We start from the raw sequence: 15,771 nt of genomic DNA, 5'->3' as shown, positions 1-15,771 counted from the left end.
AATTCTGATTTACGACAACATGAATGACAGCCGTGGCAGGGTCCACAGGGAATGGCGCAACCGAGTGACAATAGCGTGACTGACGCGGCCGGAATCGCCGCCGCCGCAGGGCGCGCCGCCAAGAGTGGCCAACCGCCCGTGCATCTGTGGAATCCGCCCTTTTGCGGCGATCTGGACATGGAAATCCGCAGCGATGGCAGCTGGTTTTACAACGGCACCCCGATCGGGCGGCCCGAGATGGTGCGGCTTTTCGCCTCGATCCTGAAGCGCGAGGGGGACAGCTATTTCCTTGTCACTCCGGTGGAAAAGGTGGGCATCCGGGTGGTGGATGCGCCCTTTGTCGCCATCGATGCCGATATCGGCACAGATATCGCCTTCACCACCAATGTCGGCGATCAGGTCACGGCCGGCCCGGATCATGCCATCGAATTGCGCGGCACGCTTGACGCGCCCCGGCCCTATGTTCATATCCGCCGGGATTTGTGGGCGCTTATTGACCGCAAGACATTTTATCGTCTGGCCGATGCGGCCGTGCCCGATGCAAGCGGGCGGATGAATGTGCATTCGCTGGGGACGGGTTTTCCTCTGGAGTTCTAAGTATGGCGCGATTCGCGGCCAATCTGACCTATCTGTTCACCGAGCTGCCGATGCTGCAGCGATTTGCGGCGGCGCGGCGCGCGGGATTCGACGGTGTCGAGATCCTGTTCCCCTATGACCTGCCCGCCAAGGAGTTGATCGCGGCGGCGCAGGAATCCTCGCTGCGCTTCGTGCTGATGAACACGCCACCGCCGAACTGGGCTGGCGGGCCGCGCGGCTTTGCCGCCGAGCCGGGCAACGAAACCCGCTTTCGCAGCGATTTCGACCGCGCCCTGCGCTATGCCGAGGCGCTGCAGGTCGCGCATCTGCATGTCATGGCCGGCAAGGCCGAGGGCCCCAAAGCGCGCGAGACGCTGTTGCGCAATCTGGAATGGGCCTGCGCCCGCGCGCCCGAAATGAGCCTGACCCTTGAGCCGATGAACAGCAGCGACATGCCCGGCTATTTCCTGGACAGTTTCGACCTTGCCAGCGAAATCATCGACGAGATCGACCAGCCCAATCTGGGCCTGCAATTCGACGTCTATCAGGCGCATATGATCCATGGCGACGTGATCCACACCTGGGAGCGCCACGCCCGCAACACCCATCACATCCAGATCGCCGGCTGCCCCGGCCGCCACGAGCCCCGCGCCGGCGAAATCAATTACGCCGGCTTTTTCCGCGCCGTCGATGCGGCGGGATTCCGGGGCTGGGTGGGGGCGGAATACACGCCCCGCACCTCGACCGAGGCGGGGCTGCGCTGGTTGCGCTCGGCCTGATCGGGGGCCTCGCGCGGAGGTGGACCGTCACGTCTTGCGCGGCGACATCACCTTGAGGTTCAGGTCCAACGCTGCCTCAAGCGCGGTCAGGGCTGGTTGCGGCGGGTTGGCCGCGCCATCCTTGGCCACATCGCCGCGCCAGTATTTCGTATGCGCAAACCACCCGTCCCGACCGTTCGGTTTCAGTGCAATGTCGTGGATGCCGTTGCCAAAAAGCGGCGCAACCGGACCCGAGATCGGATCGCCATGAACCAGCCAGCGCTGCACGACATGGATGTTGGTCCATCTTGTGACCGAGAACATCGCTGCATGCCCCAACAGACGGATGGTGCGGGGCTGCCCGCTCTGCGACGTGTAATTGCGGGGAAAGCCGATATCCTTCGTCCGGGGATCGACCAATGACGGGCAGGTCGGCAGCTCGCCGCTGGAAACGGCACCGTCAAACCCGTCGACGGAATCCGCCAGCACGATATCGGCATGCGCAAGCGGGCTGCCCATGGTCACGAAGTCGCTTATCCGCCAATCGTTGCCCAGCTCGCGTTGTTCAAGCCACAGATCGCGCTGCAGGTTCCGAACGGCGGCTCCGTCGCCAGCGGCGCTGAGCGCGGCCACCTGCTTCTGGACGGGTTGGGCGGGCGCATCCGGCAAGGCATGCCCTTCATGCTTGCGATACCACAGATAGCGCAGGATATCATAACCGATCACCGAACCCAGACTGTGCCCGCAGACGATGATACGGTCGTAGTTCCGGTCGGCCCCGTGCAGACGCTCAAGGAAATCCACACCCAGCTTGCGCACCTTGTTGCGGGCCTCGACATTGCGCGGGTCGGCGTCGAGATAGCGCGCGGCATCGCTGATCGTTCCCAGAAAGAAGCTGTTCAGCAGATAGCGCAGGCCATAATAGACCAGCATCACCGCCGGAACGGCAGCCACCAGCGTTGCCCAGCGATCCGCGCCCATCGAATACCACAGCCAAAGGCCGGCAAGGCCCAGAACCAGAGCCGCGACCCGAAGCGCGACCATCTTCCGCTGGTAGCGCTGCGGCAATTGCGACAGCGGCCGAAAGGCGATCCTGCCAAGCCAGACAAGGAATGTCCGCAGCGAGCTTTGCTCAAACAGATGTGCCCAATAAAGCTCATAAACATCGGTGACCGGTCTGATGCGGGTCGAGGCAAGGGTGAACCGATGATGCTCGAATCCGTCCGACACCTCGTCGGGTTTGGACCAGGTGCTTCCGCTTGTGGGGTATTTCCCGAGTTTCTGGATCGCCCCGGTAAATCCGCGCAGGGTCGCCATCGGCCTTTGCTCGCCAATGCCATGAATGATGACCACGGCCTGCCGTTTGATGGGATAAGGTTTCGACACTGACACTGTCCCGGGATCGCAATTCCACATGCCGGGGTCTGGCCGGTTCAAGCTAGCACAGCGCCATCGCAAATCATAGGAATCCGGCACCGCGCCACATTGCCGCCGGGGGGGGCGGCTCAGCGCCCCCGGATGCCGTTCCACCAGCGGCGAACGCGGCCCTGCGCCTCGCTGGCGATATGGTCGCGGGCGGCGTCGGCACGGGCATCCAGCCGGTCCCATGCCTCATCGGCGGAACGCACGGCGGGGTCGATGGTGCGCTCGCGGAACTGGTTCCACATCCGCCAGATCAGGAACAGGAAGGCGCCGATCAGCGCCAGGATCAGCTGCGCCGGCCAGTTGAAGGGCCGCACGTCCGGCCCCGCCACCGGCCGGACCGAGATCGCGTTGGGATAGATCGACAGCCACGAGATCCGCCAGCCATAAGAGGTCACATTGACCCATTGCGGAGCGGCGGCGGTGGATTTCAGGTCGGTCGCCTGCGCATGCAGGTTCGAGCTGTCATATTTGAAATAGGGCGGCCAGATCCAGCCGGTATCCTCGTTGCGATAGACATAGGGTTTATTGTTCTGGCGCACCGTATCGATGAAGCGCACATCCCGCTGGCCCTGCGCGTTCTGCACCGTGCCGGTATCGGGCGAGGCGTAAAAGAACGCATTCGCCCCGATTTCGGTCAGCCGGTTATAGGTGTTGGTGATCCGCACCGTCTGCCGCGAGGGCAGCGCGTAATCCAGAAACAGGAACACGGCGACACCGAAGATCACCCCAAGAACGGTCAGGAACCAGCGCATCGGCGCCCCCTCAGTTGTAATTCACAAAGACGACGATCGCGACGATCACGACCAGCGGCAAAACCAGCACCAGCCCGACAAGGCGCGCGCGCAGGGTCTTTTCGTACCCCCGCATCGAACGCTGCACAAAAGCATCGCGTTCCCCGGTCGGACCGGCACGGTCGGGATGACGCCTGTCCCATTCCTTTTCAAGGGATTCGCGGCGCAGGCTGCGCACATAGATGTAAATCAGCGCATAGAAGATCAGCTCGACGACAAGAACCAGCCCGACCAGGCGAAGAAATGCGATCATGATGCGATCATCCGGTGGCGTCCCTCTGTCGTGCCCTGCGCATGCTGGCATGAAACGGCTCGGGCCGCGACTGTCAATCGCCCCATTGCGGGATGGCGGCGACCGGCCTAGCCTTTCGCCATGGATGCCCTTGCCCTTGAGATCGAAACCCGCCGCGACGACCTGATCCGCCTGACGCAGGATCTGATCCGCATTCCGACGCTGAACCCGCCGGGGCGGCAATATCTCGACATCTGCGAGTATCTTGCGGCGCGGCTGGCCTCGCAGGGTTGGGAATGCCGGCTGATCCGCGCCGAGGGCGCACCCGGCGATTGCGAGGAATTCCCGCGCTGGAACCTCGTCGCCAGCCACGATGCCGGGCGGTCCGGCGAATGCGTGCATTTCAACAGCCACCACGACGTGGTCGAGGTCGGCCATGGCTGGACCCGCGATCCCTTTGGCGGCGAACTGGACGCGGGCCGCATCTATGGGCGCGGTGCCTGCGACATGAAGGGGGGCTTGGCCTCCAGCATCATCGCCGCCGAGGCCTTTGTCGCCCTTTACCCCGACCATCCCGGCCGGATCGAGATCAGCGCCACCGCGGACGAGGAATCGGGCGGATTTGGCGGCGTGGCCTATCTGGCGGGGCATGGCGCCTTTGCCCATGTCGGCCATGTCATCATCCCCGAACCGCTCCACAAGGACCGCATCTGTCTGGGCCATCGCGGTGTCTGGTGGGCGGAAATCGAGACCCATGGCCGCATCGCCCATGGCTCGATGCCCTTTCTGGGCGACAGCGCCATCCGCCATATGGGCGCGGTGCTGGATGAAATGGAACGCAGCCTGTTTCCACTGCTGAAAACCAAGCGCACCGAGATGCCGGTGATCCCCGAAGGGGCGAAAAACTCGACCCTGAACATCAATTCGATCCATGGCGGCGAGGCGGATCTGGGCCCCGGCTTCACCGGTCTGCCTGCGCCCTGCGTCGCCGACCGCTGCCGCATCGTGATCGACCGCCGCTTCCTGATCGAAGAGGACCTTGCCGAGGTCAAGCGCGAGGTCACCGCGATGCTGGAAGGCATCCGCACCGAGCGCCCGAATTTCAGCTATGAGATCCGCGACATGTTCGAGGTCATTCCCAGCATGACCGACCGCGACGCCCCCGTCGTGCGCTCGACCGCCGCTGCGATCGAGCGGGTCTTGGGCCGCGAGGCGGGCTATGTCGTCAGCCCCGGCACCTATGACCAGAAACATATCGACCGCATCGGCAAGTTGAAGAACTGCATCGCTTACGGCCCCGGCGTGCTGGATCTGGCGCACCAGCCCGATGAATGGGTGGGCGTGCAGGACATGCTGGATTCAGCCCGGGTCATGGCGCTGGTACTGGATGACATCCTGCGCGACGCAAGGGGCTGATCGGGGATTCCCCCAGCCCCCGGACTGTGGCATGATTGTCGGCAAAACGAACGAGCAGCAGCCATGACCCAACGCCTGTCGATCAGCGCCATCGTGTTTTTCGTCCTGATGGCGCTTCTGGGCGTGTATTTCGCCTATGCCGCCGTACAGGGGCCATCGGGCATCCTGCGCCGGGTACAGCTGGAATCCGAGACCCGCGACCTGATCCGCCAGCGCGACAGCCTTCAGGCCGAGGTGGACCAGATGCGCAACCTGACCCATCGCCTGTCCGACGAATATCTGGACATCGACCTTTTGGACGAACGCGCCCGCGACGTGCTTGGCCTCGTGCGCGCCGACGAAGTCATCATCCGCTAGCAGCTTTCACGCTGAAACATCGGGCGCAGCCCCGCTCGGCCCCCGCAGCTTCGGCGAAACGCCGCGTGCGGGCGGCTTTTCGCAACCCGCCCCGCAGCAGATGCAGAAGGCCGGTTTACTTCCCCCGAAAGCTTGTCCTAGAGTTAGTTTAACGGTGAACTATTTCCGCCCCGAGGAGGAGGCCAGCATGGTCAGAAAGCCTGCAGCCAAGCAAAACAAGCCAAACGTGTCCAAGGACGAGCTTCTCCAATATTACCGCGACATGCTTTTGATCCGGCGATTCGAGGAAAAGGCCGGCCAGCTTTACGGCATGGGCCTGATCGGCGGCTTCTGCCATCTTTACATCGGGCAGGAAGCCGTCGTCGTCGGCATGGAGGCCGCGACCAAGGAAGGCGACAAGCGCATCACCTCCTATCGCGACCATGGCCACATGCTGGCCTGCGGCATGGAGGCGCGCGGCGTGATGGCCGAGCTGACCGGCCGCATCGGCGGCTACTCCAAGGGCAAGGGCGGCTCGATGCACATGTTCAGCCGCGAGAAGCATTTCTACGGCGGACATGGCATCGTCGCGGCTCAGGTGCCGCTGGGTGCGGGCCTGGCCTTCGCCGACAAGTATCTGGGCAATGACAATGTGACCTTCGCCTATTTCGGCGACGGCGCCTCGAACCAGGGCCAGGTCTATGAGACCTACAACATGGCCGAGCTGTGGGAGCTGCCGGTCATTTTCGTGATCGAGAACAACCAGTATGCCATGGGCACCTCGATGAAGCGCTCGACCAAGTCGACGACGCTGTTCGGGCGCGGCGAGGCCTTCGGCATTCCCGGCGAGCAGGTGGACGGCATGGACGTGCTGGCGGTCAAGGCCGCGGCCGAGAAGGCCGTCGCGCATTGCCGCGCCGGCAAGGGCCCCTACATCCTTGAGGTGATGACCTATCGCTATCGCGGCCACTCGATGTCCGACCCGGCGAAATACCGCACCCGCGAAGAGGTTCAAAAGGTCCGCGACGAGCGCGATCCGATCGAGCATGTGCGCGAGCTGCTGTTGCAGGGCAAGCATGCCAGCGAAGATGACCTCAAGGCCATCGACAAGGAAATCAAGGAAATCGTGAACGACTCGGCCGAATTCTCGAAGGAAAGCCCCGAGCCGCCGCTGGAAGAGCTCTGGACCGATATCTATGCCGAAGCGAAAGCCTGAGCGGGGGAACTGACATATGGCAACCGAAATCCTGATGCCCGCCCTGTCTCCGACCATGGAGGAAGGCACGCTGGCGAAATGGCTGAAGAAAGAGGGCGATGCGGTGAAATCCGGCGACATCATCGCCGAGATCGAAACCGACAAGGCCACGATGGAGTTCGAAGCCGTGGATGAGGGCATCCTCGGCAAGATCCTGATCGCCGAGGGCACCGAGGGGGTCAAGGTCAACACCCCCATCGCCATCATGGTCGAAGAAGGCGAAAGCGCCGATGCCGCGGTCAGCGCCGCACCCGCCGCCGCCGTCAGCACCGAATCGGAAAGCACGCCCGCAACCGTGGCCGCTCAGGCCGCACCCGCCCCGACCCCGGCGCGCGATGTCTCGCCCGACTGGCCGGAAGGCACGCCGATGAAGACGATGACCGTGCGCGAGGCCCTGCGCGAAGCCATGGCCGAGGAAATGCGCCGCGACAGCACCGTCTTCCTGATGGGCGAAGAGGTCGGCGAATATCAGGGCGCCTACAAGATCAGCCAGGGCCTGCTGGACGAGTTCGGCCCCAAGCGCGTCGTCGATACGCCGATCTCGGAAATCGGCTTTGCCGGCATCGGCACCGGCGCGGCGCTTGCCGGCCTGCGCCCCATTGTCGAGTTCATGACCTTCAACTTCGCCATGCAGGCGGTTGACCACATCATCAACTCGGCCGCGAAGACGCTTTACATGTCCGGTGGCCAGATGGGCGCGCCCATGGTCTTCCGTGGTCCGAACGGCGCCGCCGCCCGCGTGGGCGCCCAGCACAGCCAGGATTACGCGGCATGGTATGCCCAGATCCCCGGCCTGAAGGTGGTGATGCCCTATTGCGCCGCCGATGCCAAAGGCCTGTTGAAAACCGCGATCCGCGACGGCAACCCGGTGATTTTCCTTGAAAACGAGATTATGTATGGCCGCAGCTTCGAGGTTCCCGACCTCGAGGATTTCACCATCCCCTTCGGCAAGGCGCGCATCGCCCGTCCGGGCAAGGACGTGACCATCATCAGCTTCGGCATCGGCATGACCCATGCGCTGGATGCGGCTGAAAAGCTGGCCGCCGACGGCATCGACGCCGAGGTGATCGACCTGCGCACCCTGCGCCCGCTCGATTACGGCACGATCCTTGAATCGGTGAAAAAGACCAATCGCTGCGTGACCGTCGAAGAAGGCTTCCCGGTCTGCTCGATCGGCAATCACCTCTCGGCCTATCTCATGGAAAACGCCTTCGATTACCTCGATGCGCCGGTGATCAACTGCACCGGCAAGGACGTGCCCATGCCCTATGCCGCCAATCTGGAAAAACACGCGCTGATCACGGCCCCCGAGGTCGTCGAAGCGGTGAAAAAAGTAACCTATCGCTAAGGGGGGCACGAAAATGCCGACTGAAATCCTGATGCCCGCCCTGTCGCCGACCATGGAGGAAGGCACGCTGGCGAAATGGCTCAAGAAAGAGGGCGATGCGGTCAAATCCGGCGACATCATCGCCGAGATCGAAACCGACAAGGCCACGATGGAGTTCGAGGCCGTCGATGAGGGAACCCTTGGCAAGATCCTGATCGCCGAGGGCACGGCAGGGGTCGCGGTCAACACCCCCATCGCCGTCCTGCTGGAAGAGGGCGAAAGCGCCGCCGATATCGGCAGCGCCAAGGCCGCAGCCCCCGCCGCCGCGGCCCCCAAGGCCGAGGCCGCACCCGCCGCCGCAGCACCTGCGGCAGCGGCCGCCCCTGCCCCGGCCGCCCCGAAGGCCGCCGATGGCGGGCGCATCTTTGCCTCGCCGCTGGCGCGCCGCATCGCGGCTGAAAAGGGCGTGAACCTTGCCGGCGTCACCGGCTCGGGTCCGCATGGCCGCATCGTCAAGGCGGATGTCGAGGGTGCCAAGCCCGGCGCCGCCCCGGCCCCCGCCGCAGCTGCTGCCCCGGCGGCTGCCGCCGCTCCGGCGAAAGCCGCACCCACGGGCGCATCGGCGGAAACCATCCTCAAGATGTATGCCGACCGCCCGACCGAGGAAGTCGCGCTGGACGGCATGCGCCGCACCATCGCCGCCCGCCTTGGCGAGGCCAAGCAGACCATCCCGCATTTCTACCTGCGCCGCTCGGCCAAGCTGGATGCGCTGATGAAATTCCGCGCCCAGCTGAACAAGCAGCTCGAAGGTCGCGGTGTGAAACTGTCGGTCAATGACTTCGTCATCAAGGCCTGCGCGCTGGCGCTGCAAGAGGTGCCGGACGCCAATGCCGTCTGGGCCGGCGACCGCATCCTCAAGCTCAAGCCCTCGGACGTGGCGGTTGCCGTCGCGGTCGAAGGCGGGCTCTTCACCCCGGTCCTGAAAGACGCGCAGCAAAAGACGCTGTCGACCCTTTCGGCCGAGATGAAGGACCTGGCAAACCGCGCCAAGACCAAGAAGCTGGCCCCGCATGAATATCAGGGCGGCAGCTTCGCGATCTCGAACCTTGGCATGTTCGGCGTCGAGAACTTCGACGCGGTCATCAACCCGCCGCATGGCGCCATCCTTGCCGTCGGCGCCGGCATCCAGACCCCGGTGGTCGAGGATGGCGAAGTGGTGATCCGCAATGTCATGTCGATGACGCTGTCGGTCGACCACCGCGTGATCGACGGCGCTCTGGGTGCGCAGCTTCTGCAAGCCATCGTCGCGCATCTGGAAAACCCGATGGGCATGCTGGCCTAAAACCAGCCCCAATCATCACGGCATACAAAGGGGGCCCCAAACGGCCCCCTTTTCTTTCATGTCAAAATATCCCGGGCTCTGGGGCAGCGCCCCGGTGCCAAGCTCACTCGCCCGGCGCCCCCGGCGCCGCATTCAGCCCCAGCCGCCGCACCAGCCAGCCCGACAGCCTGACCTGCCCGCCATGGACGACAGAAAACAGCGAGGGCACGAACAGCAGCGACAGCAACGTCGACAGCAGCAGCCCCCCGATCACCGCAATCGCCATCGGCGCGCTGAACTCGGCCCCCTCGCCGGTGCCGATGGCCGAGGGCACCATGCCCGCCGTCATGGCGATGGTCGTCATCACGATGGGACGCGCGCGCTTGTGAACCGCATCCAGGATCGCCTCGCGCTTGGGGGTGCCGGCCTCGATGGCACCGACTGCGAATTCGACCAGCATGATCGCGTTCTTGGTCACGATCCCCATCAGCATCAGAAAACCGATCACCACCGCCATGCTGATCGAATTCCCGGTCAGGAACAGCGCCAGGATCGCACCGCCAATGGCCAAAGGCAGCGACATCAGGATCGACACCGGCGTCACGAAATTATGAAACAGCAGGACCAGCACCACATAGGTCAGAACCACGCCAGAAATCATCGCCACCGAGAATGCCTCGAACACCTCGCCCATGATCTCGGCATCGCCCGAGGACTGGATTTCGGTTCCCGCCGGCAGCTCGACGGTCTTTTGCAGGGCGGCGACGGCGCTGTTGGCCGGACCCAGCAGCGCCCCCTCGGCCAGATTGGCCGAGATGGTGGTGCGATAGCGCCGGTCGTAGCGTTCGATCTCGGTCGCGCCGGCCGAGAAGGTGATATCGGCCACCGCCTCCAGCGGCACCTGCCCGGCGGAACTGGGCACGCGCAGGTTGCGCACCACCCACAGGTCGCGCCGCGCCGCTTCGTTCAGGCGCACCATGATCGGGATCTGCTTTTCGCCGGTGTTGAACTTGGCAAGATTCGACTCGTTCTCGCCCAGCGTCGCCACGCGCAGCGTCGTGGCCAGCGCGCTGGCCGTCACGCCCAGCTGGGCTGCGACCTCGGGCCGGGGATGGATCTCGATCTCGGGGCGCTCCAGGCTGGCGGATGAGGTGATCCCCTCCAGCGCTGGCAATTCGGCCATGGCCTTCATCAGCCGTTGCGCCGCCTCAAGCGCCGCCTCGTCGCTGTCGCCCAGCACCGCCACGGAAAAATCCGCCGCTCCGGATTCGTTCAGAAACTCGATGCGCATGTCGGGAATGTCCGACAACAGCAGGCGCAGCTCATCCTCGATGGCAAAGCTTGACCGCTCGCGCTCATCCTTGGGGCCATAATTCACCTGCAGGCGCGCATCGGTCACGCCGTCATCGCCGCCGCCATTCACAAAGACCGAGCGCACATCGCCCACCGCTCCGATCCGTTGGGACAGCAGGCGCGCGGCACCTTCGGTATCCTCGATGGTGGCGCCGGGCGGCAGCTCGATGGAAATCTGGCTGCGCCCGACATCCTGCGCCGGGATGAATTCGGTCGGAAGCAACGTCGCGGACCAGATCGAGCCGGCAAAGACCCCCAGCCCCAGCAACAGCGTCCAGCCGCGATGGCGCAGCGTCCAGCGCAGCACCGCCATCAGCCGACGCAGGACAAAGCCGTCATGCTCCTCGGCGACATGATGGTTGTCGCGCAGGAAATAGGCCGCAAGCATGGGCGTGATCAGCCGCGCCACCAGCAGCGAAAACAGCACCGAGACCGCCACCGTAAGCCCGAACTGCTTGAAATACTGGCCCGGAATCCCGCCCATGAAGCTGACCGGCGCAAAGACCGCGACGATGGAAAAGCTGATGGCGATGACGGTCAGGCCGATCTCGTTCGCGGCCTCCATGCTAGCCTGATAGGCGGGCGTGCCCATGTTGATGTGGCGCACGATATTCTCGATCTCGACGATGGCGTCATCGACCAGAATGCCGGTGACCAGCGTGATCGCCAGCAGGCTGATCCCGTTCAGGGTAAAGCCCAGCCAGGACATGACAAAGAAGGTCGGGATGATCGACAGAGGCAGCGCCACGGCAGCGATCAGCGTCGCGCGCCAGTTGCGCAGGAACAGGAACACCACGATCACCGCCAGCGCCGCGCCCTCGTAAAGCGTCTCCATCGTGGAGTGATAGCTGCCCGAGGTATGGGTGGTCGCATCATCGATCAGCGTGATCTGCATGCCGGGATGGCGTGCCATGATCTGGGCCACGCGCGCCTTGGTGCCATCGCCCGCCGCCAGATCCGAGGCCCCCTTGCTGCGAAAGACGCCAAAGGCCACGACCGGCTGGCCGTCCAGCAGCGCAAAGCTGCGCTCGTCGCTGGCACCGTCCTCGACCGTGCCCAGCTGGTCCAGCCGCACCGTGCGCCCCTGCGCGTCGCCCTGCCCGATCAGGATCGGCGTCTTGGCCAGCAGCGCCACATCCTCGGCCGAACCCAGCGCGCGGATGGAATATTCCGTCCCCGCCATGTCGCCGCGCCCGCCGCCCATGTCGATGTTCTTGGTCCGAAGCTGGTCCGAGATCTCGGCCGCCGTCAGCCCGAATGCCTGGATGCGGCCGGGGTCCAGCTCGACATTGATCTGGCGGTCGGCGCCGCCAATGCGCGAGATGCTGGCCACGCCCGCCACGTCCGACAGATCGCGCGCCACCACGTCATCGACGAAATCCGACAACTGTTCGATGCTGCGCGTGGGGTCGCTGACCGCATAGGTCAGGATCGCCATGCCCTCGATATCGATCCGGTGGATCAGCGGCTCCATGATCGATTCCGGCAGGTCGGCGCGGACATTGGCCACCGCATCCTTGACGTCGTTCACGGCCCGGTCGGTATCGGTCTCCAGCTCGAATTCGACATAGATGCGGGCCGAGCTGTCGGTGGCGCTTGAATTGATATGGCGCACACCGACGATGCTGGCGACGGAATCCTCGATGGGCTGGATCACCTGCCGCACCAGCTCCGAGGGCGCGGCGCCGGGCTGCGAGACCACGACGCTGACCAGCGGCAGGTCGATATTCGGCATTGCCGTGACCGCCAGCCGGCTGAAGCTGTAAAGCCCCATCATCAGCAGGACAAGAAAGGCCGCAATTGCGGGCACCGGTTGCCGGATGGACCAGGTCGAGAAATTCATGGCGCCACGCGCACCCGGTCACCATCGGCGAAAAACGCGCCGGCGCGGGCAATCACCTGTTCGCCCGGCTCAAGCCCTTCCAGCACTTCGCGCCGGCCCTGCCAGATCAGCCCGGCGCGGATCTCGCGCGTCTCGACCTGACCGTCGCGGACCACCTGCACCCGCTCGCCCGAGGCATCGGCAAGGATGGCAGCGGTGGGCACGGTCAGCGCCTCGCGCTTGTCGGTAATGATCCAGCCCTGCGCGAACAGCCCCACCCGCAGCCCCGGATCAGCGGTCAGCGACACGCGCGCCTGCCCCAGCCGCGTCAGCGGATCGACCGAGGCCGGAGCAAGCCGCAAACTGCCGGTGACAAGGCCGACGCCCGCCACCTCGATCTCGGCAAGGTCGCCGGGCTTCAGGCTGGTCAGCGCGGTTTCGATCACATCGGCATCCAGTTCGATCTCGCCCCCGGCGATCACCGTGAACAGCGGCTTGTCCCCGGTGCCGGAAATCGCCCCCAGCTCGGCGGTTCGGCCGACCACCACGCCATCGACCGGGGTGATGATCCGCGCGTAATCAAGGTTCAGCTGCGCCAGCCGGCGCGCGGCATCGGCCTGCATCAGGCTGGCCTGCGCCACGCGAAGCCCGCTTGAGGCGACAGCCGAGCCCGCCTGCGCCGAAGCCTCGGCCGCGACCGCCTGATCCAGCACCGCCTGACTGGCATTGCCGGATTTGCGCAGGCTGCGGGTCCGCTCCAGCGCTGAGGCGGCCTCGGTCAGCGTCGCCACCGCGCTGTCGATCTGGCTTTCGGCCTGCCGCACGGCGGCCTCGGCGCGGCGATATTCGCCGGTGGCCTGCTCGAATTGCGCCGCCAGCACGTCATCCGAAAGAAAGGCCAGCAGATCGCCCTGTTTCACACGGTCGCCGACATCGACCAGAATGCCCTTGATGTCATAGCCGGTGACATTGGCATGGATCTGCACCTCTTTGCGCGCCACCAGCGAGCCCGAAACCGGCACCCGCGCCTCGATGGGGGTACGTTCGACCGTTGCCAGCGTGACCAGCGGCAATTCCAGCGAGGGCGGGGCCTGTTCGGTCGCCGCGGCGGTCTGGGCCGGCGCCAGGCCGGGCAGACAGATCGTCAGCGCAAGGGTCATGGTCACGACCCGGGTGATCCGGCATGTTGCCGTCATCTTCCGCTCCTCAGCAATCAGGGGCGCAGCATAGACCTGCCGGAAGCGCGCAACAATGGCGGGGCTTCAGAAAGCGATGCTGACCCCGGGCAGGTTCAGTTCTCCGACCAGTTCGCGCAGCTCCTGCCGTGCGGCGATATTGGACATGCTCAGCTGTTCGGTGCCGATATCCTTGAGATCCAGCAGCGTTAACCCACGCGGAAACAGTTCGCGAAAGATCACCCGTTCCGAGAAACCGGGGGCGACGCGAAAGCCGATGCGCTTCGAGAGCGTCGCCAAGGCACCGCCCACCTTGCGCTTGTTGTGCATGGCCTGCGTGCCCAGACGGTTGCGCAGGACCAGCCAGTCGATGGGGCCTGCGCCCGCCTCGCCGCGCATCTGCCGCGCCGCCCAGACCATTTCGGCATAGATCGAGGGGCCCAGCACCTTGCCCTCGGGCGACAGCCGCGCCAGCAGGTCGAAATCGACGAAACTGTCGTTCATCGGGGTGATCAGCGTATCGGCCAGCGTATGCGCCATCTGGCTGAGCCGGGTATGCGAGCCGGGGCAATCCAGCAGGATGAAATCGCAGACCGCGTCCAGTTCCGCCACGGCTTTCGACAGCGGATCGATGCCGCCCTCGGCCTCGGGCTCCATATGGGCCAGGATCGGCATGGGCAGGTCCAGCCCCTCGCGCGCGGCATAGGCGGCGCGGTTTTCCAGATAGCGGCCAAAGGTGCGCTGGCGCACATCCAGATCCAGCGCGCCGACACGGTGGCCCATGCGCACCAGCGCCGTCGCCACATGCATCGAGGTCGTGGACTTGCCAGAGCCGCCCTTTTCGTTCCCGACAACGATGATATGCGCCACGAATCCTCCTGCGATGGCGGGCAGAATGCGACCGGACCATAAGATGCCGCCTGCGGGATGAAAAGCGCCCAAGCGATTCCGATGTGGCGGAGTCGCGGCTTTTCCCCAGCTTTTGCCCGGCGATGGGCGGATCGGCATCGCCGAAGTAAGATATTGTTCTTGCTTGATTCTTATATCACGATAAGTCTAGTAGATATTTTTCTTGCAATACACGACGAATCATGTCGTTATTACTTTACCGGGAACAAGCCCGGATGCACTCAGCCTTGGGAAGGAGCCAAAAGATGACCATGCTCAACCATCTGTCGGCCTTTGCCGATCGCGCGCTGCGGGCCGCCATACCCGCCCCCGCCCGCTATGCCGTCAGCCTGATCGACCGGCGCACGGGCAAGCCGCATCGGATTTCGGATATCCCGCTGAGGCTGATGACCTGCGACCCGTTTGAGGCGGCGCAGGAATTGATGCGCAACCGCGACCCCCAGATCTGGGACACGTTCATCGAACGTCTGGACGCAAAAGGACTCGTGCAATGAACATCGCCGTCCGCCCCCCCGTCGCGCAGCGCCAATATGCGACCATCGCGCTTTCTCCCTATCGCAGCGCCCAAGGCCCGGTTCTGCGGGAATATCTGGATGGCCGTGTGGTCATCGATACCGGCAATCGCCAGCTGACCGGCCGACCGCTGAACGCGGCGCCTCACATGCCGATCTGGATGCCGATGTTTGGCAGCCCTTTCTGAGGGCCGCCAGTACCGAACCGGCGCGGGCGCCCATCCGGTCCCTGCCCGCGCCGGACCCAGCGGAGCGCCCACCGACCGCATCCCGGCCCTGAAACGAAAAACGCCGCCCCAAGGGGCGGCGTTTCCAGATCGCGGCAGGCGTAGCTTAGAAGCCGAGGCCAGCGTATTTGTTCTTGAACTTCGACACGCGGCCGCCGGTGTCCATCAGCTTGGCCGAGCCGCCGGTCCAGGCGGGGTGCGAGTTCGGATCGATGTCCAGCGACATGGTGTCGCCTTCCTTGCCCCAGGTCGAGCGCACGGCATAGGTGGTGCCGTCGGTCATCTTGACCTCGATCAGGTGGTAGTCGGGATGGATATCTGCTTTCATGGCGCGTC

At 64.6% G+C, this 15,771-nt stretch carries 16 protein-coding genes; 9 read left to right on the top strand and 7 right to left on the bottom strand.

Annotation, left to right across the window (positions count from 1 at the left end):
* Window positions 1-51 precede the first annotated feature (51 nt).
* Window positions 52-597, top strand: coding sequence for a DUF1285 domain-containing protein (locus DFP89_RS15675; protein ID WP_114350332.1), 546 nt, complete (start codon window positions 52-54; stop codon window positions 595-597).
* A 2-nt stretch (window positions 598-599) separates the two neighbouring features.
* Entirely contained in the window at window positions 600-1,355 is a 756-nt protein-coding gene (locus tag DFP89_RS15670) for a hydroxypyruvate isomerase family protein (RefSeq protein WP_114350331.1), read from the top strand.
* Between the two features lie 27 nt (window positions 1,356-1,382).
* On the opposite strand, the gene DFP89_RS15665 is transcribed toward DFP89_RS15670, so the two are convergent.
* The 3 genes from DFP89_RS15665 to DFP89_RS15655 all read right to left on the bottom strand — a co-directional run bounded on the left by DFP89_RS15665 (window position 1,383) and on the right by DFP89_RS15655 (window position 3,803).
* The gene (locus DFP89_RS15665) at window positions 1,383-2,651 is read right to left on the bottom strand and encodes a hypothetical protein (RefSeq protein ID WP_147273328.1); all 1,269 of its coding nucleotides are present in this window, start codon (window positions 2,649-2,651) and stop codon (window positions 1,383-1,385) included.
* 188 nt (window positions 2,652-2,839) lie between these two features.
* Entirely contained in the window at window positions 2,840-3,511 is a 672-nt protein-coding gene (locus tag DFP89_RS15660; protein WP_114350329.1) for a DUF1523 family protein, read from the bottom strand.
* A gap of 10 nt (window positions 3,512-3,521) precedes the next feature.
* Window positions 3,522-3,803 (bottom strand): hypothetical protein, encoded by a 282-nt coding sequence (locus tag DFP89_RS15655; protein ID WP_114350328.1) that lies wholly within the window; start codon window positions 3,801-3,803, stop codon window positions 3,522-3,524.
* A 120-nt stretch (window positions 3,804-3,923) separates the two neighbouring features.
* Here DFP89_RS15655 and DFP89_RS15650 point away from each other — a divergent pair, with 120 nt between their 5' ends.
* The 5 genes from DFP89_RS15650 (at window position 3,924) to DFP89_RS15630 (ending at window position 9,458) form a co-directional block, all read left to right on the top strand.
* Complete coding sequence (locus DFP89_RS15650) at window positions 3,924-5,198, top strand: acetylornithine deacetylase/succinyl-diaminopimelate desuccinylase family protein (RefSeq protein WP_114350327.1); 1,275 nt, start codon at window positions 3,924-3,926, stop codon at window positions 5,196-5,198.
* A gap of 63 nt (window positions 5,199-5,261) precedes the next feature.
* Complete coding sequence (locus tag DFP89_RS15645; protein WP_114350326.1) at window positions 5,262-5,555, top strand: FtsB family cell division protein; 294 nt, start codon at window positions 5,262-5,264, stop codon at window positions 5,553-5,555.
* 187 nt (window positions 5,556-5,742) lie between these two features.
* Window positions 5,743-6,750, top strand: coding sequence for a pyruvate dehydrogenase (acetyl-transferring) E1 component subunit alpha (gene pdhA / locus DFP89_RS15640; protein WP_114350342.1), 1,008 nt, complete (start codon window positions 5,743-5,745; stop codon window positions 6,748-6,750).
* A gap of 16 nt (window positions 6,751-6,766) precedes the next feature.
* Window positions 6,767-8,137, top strand: coding sequence for a pyruvate dehydrogenase complex E1 component subunit beta (locus DFP89_RS15635; protein WP_114350325.1), 1,371 nt, complete (start codon window positions 6,767-6,769; stop codon window positions 8,135-8,137).
* A gap of 13 nt (window positions 8,138-8,150) precedes the next feature.
* The gene (locus tag DFP89_RS15630) at window positions 8,151-9,458 is read left to right on the top strand and encodes a pyruvate dehydrogenase complex dihydrolipoamide acetyltransferase (RefSeq protein ID WP_114350324.1); all 1,308 of its coding nucleotides are present in this window, start codon (window positions 8,151-8,153) and stop codon (window positions 9,456-9,458) included.
* 103 nt (window positions 9,459-9,561) lie between these two features.
* On the opposite strand, the gene DFP89_RS15625 is transcribed toward DFP89_RS15630, so the two are convergent.
* The 3 genes from DFP89_RS15625 to DFP89_RS15615 form a co-directional block, all read right to left on the bottom strand.
* Complete coding sequence (locus tag DFP89_RS15625) at window positions 9,562-12,633, bottom strand: efflux RND transporter permease subunit (protein ID WP_114350323.1); 3,072 nt, start codon at window positions 12,631-12,633, stop codon at window positions 9,562-9,564.
* Window positions 12,630-13,808: an efflux RND transporter periplasmic adaptor subunit gene (locus tag DFP89_RS15620; protein ID WP_114350322.1), complete on the bottom strand. Its 1,179-nt coding sequence runs from the start codon at window positions 13,806-13,808 to the stop codon at window positions 12,630-12,632. The genes DFP89_RS15625 and DFP89_RS15620 overlap by 4 nt, the downstream gene beginning before the upstream one ends.
* Before the next feature lie 66 nt (window positions 13,809-13,874).
* Window positions 13,875-14,657, bottom strand: a complete 783-nt coding sequence (locus DFP89_RS15615; RefSeq protein WP_114350321.1) for a division plane positioning ATPase MipZ — start codon at window positions 14,655-14,657, stop codon at window positions 13,875-13,877.
* A gap of 284 nt (window positions 14,658-14,941) precedes the next feature.
* On the opposite strand from DFP89_RS15615, the gene DFP89_RS15610 reads away from it, so the two are divergent.
* A complete protein-coding gene (locus DFP89_RS15610; protein ID WP_114350320.1) occupies window positions 14,942-15,190 on the top strand; it encodes a hypothetical protein in 249 nt (82 codons plus the stop codon).
* Window positions 15,187-15,396: a hypothetical protein gene (locus tag DFP89_RS15605; RefSeq protein WP_114350319.1), complete on the top strand. Its 210-nt coding sequence runs from the start codon at window positions 15,187-15,189 to the stop codon at window positions 15,394-15,396. Before DFP89_RS15610 ends, DFP89_RS15605 begins: the two co-directional genes overlap by 4 nt.
* Before the next feature lie 145 nt (window positions 15,397-15,541).
* Here DFP89_RS15605 and rpmE read toward each other — a convergent pair whose 3' ends face one another.
* Entirely contained in the window at window positions 15,542-15,763 is a 222-nt protein-coding gene (rpmE, locus tag DFP89_RS15600; protein WP_114350318.1) for a 50S ribosomal protein L31, read from the bottom strand.
* Window positions 15,764-15,771: the final 8 nt, after the last annotated feature.

The organism is Paracoccus lutimaris (assembly GCF_003337565.1).
Lineage (GTDB): Bacteria > Pseudomonadota > Alphaproteobacteria > Rhodobacterales > Rhodobacteraceae > Paracoccus > Paracoccus lutimaris.
Note: the sequence above shows the minus strand (reverse complement) of the source record. Positions and strands in the feature narration are given on the sequence as shown.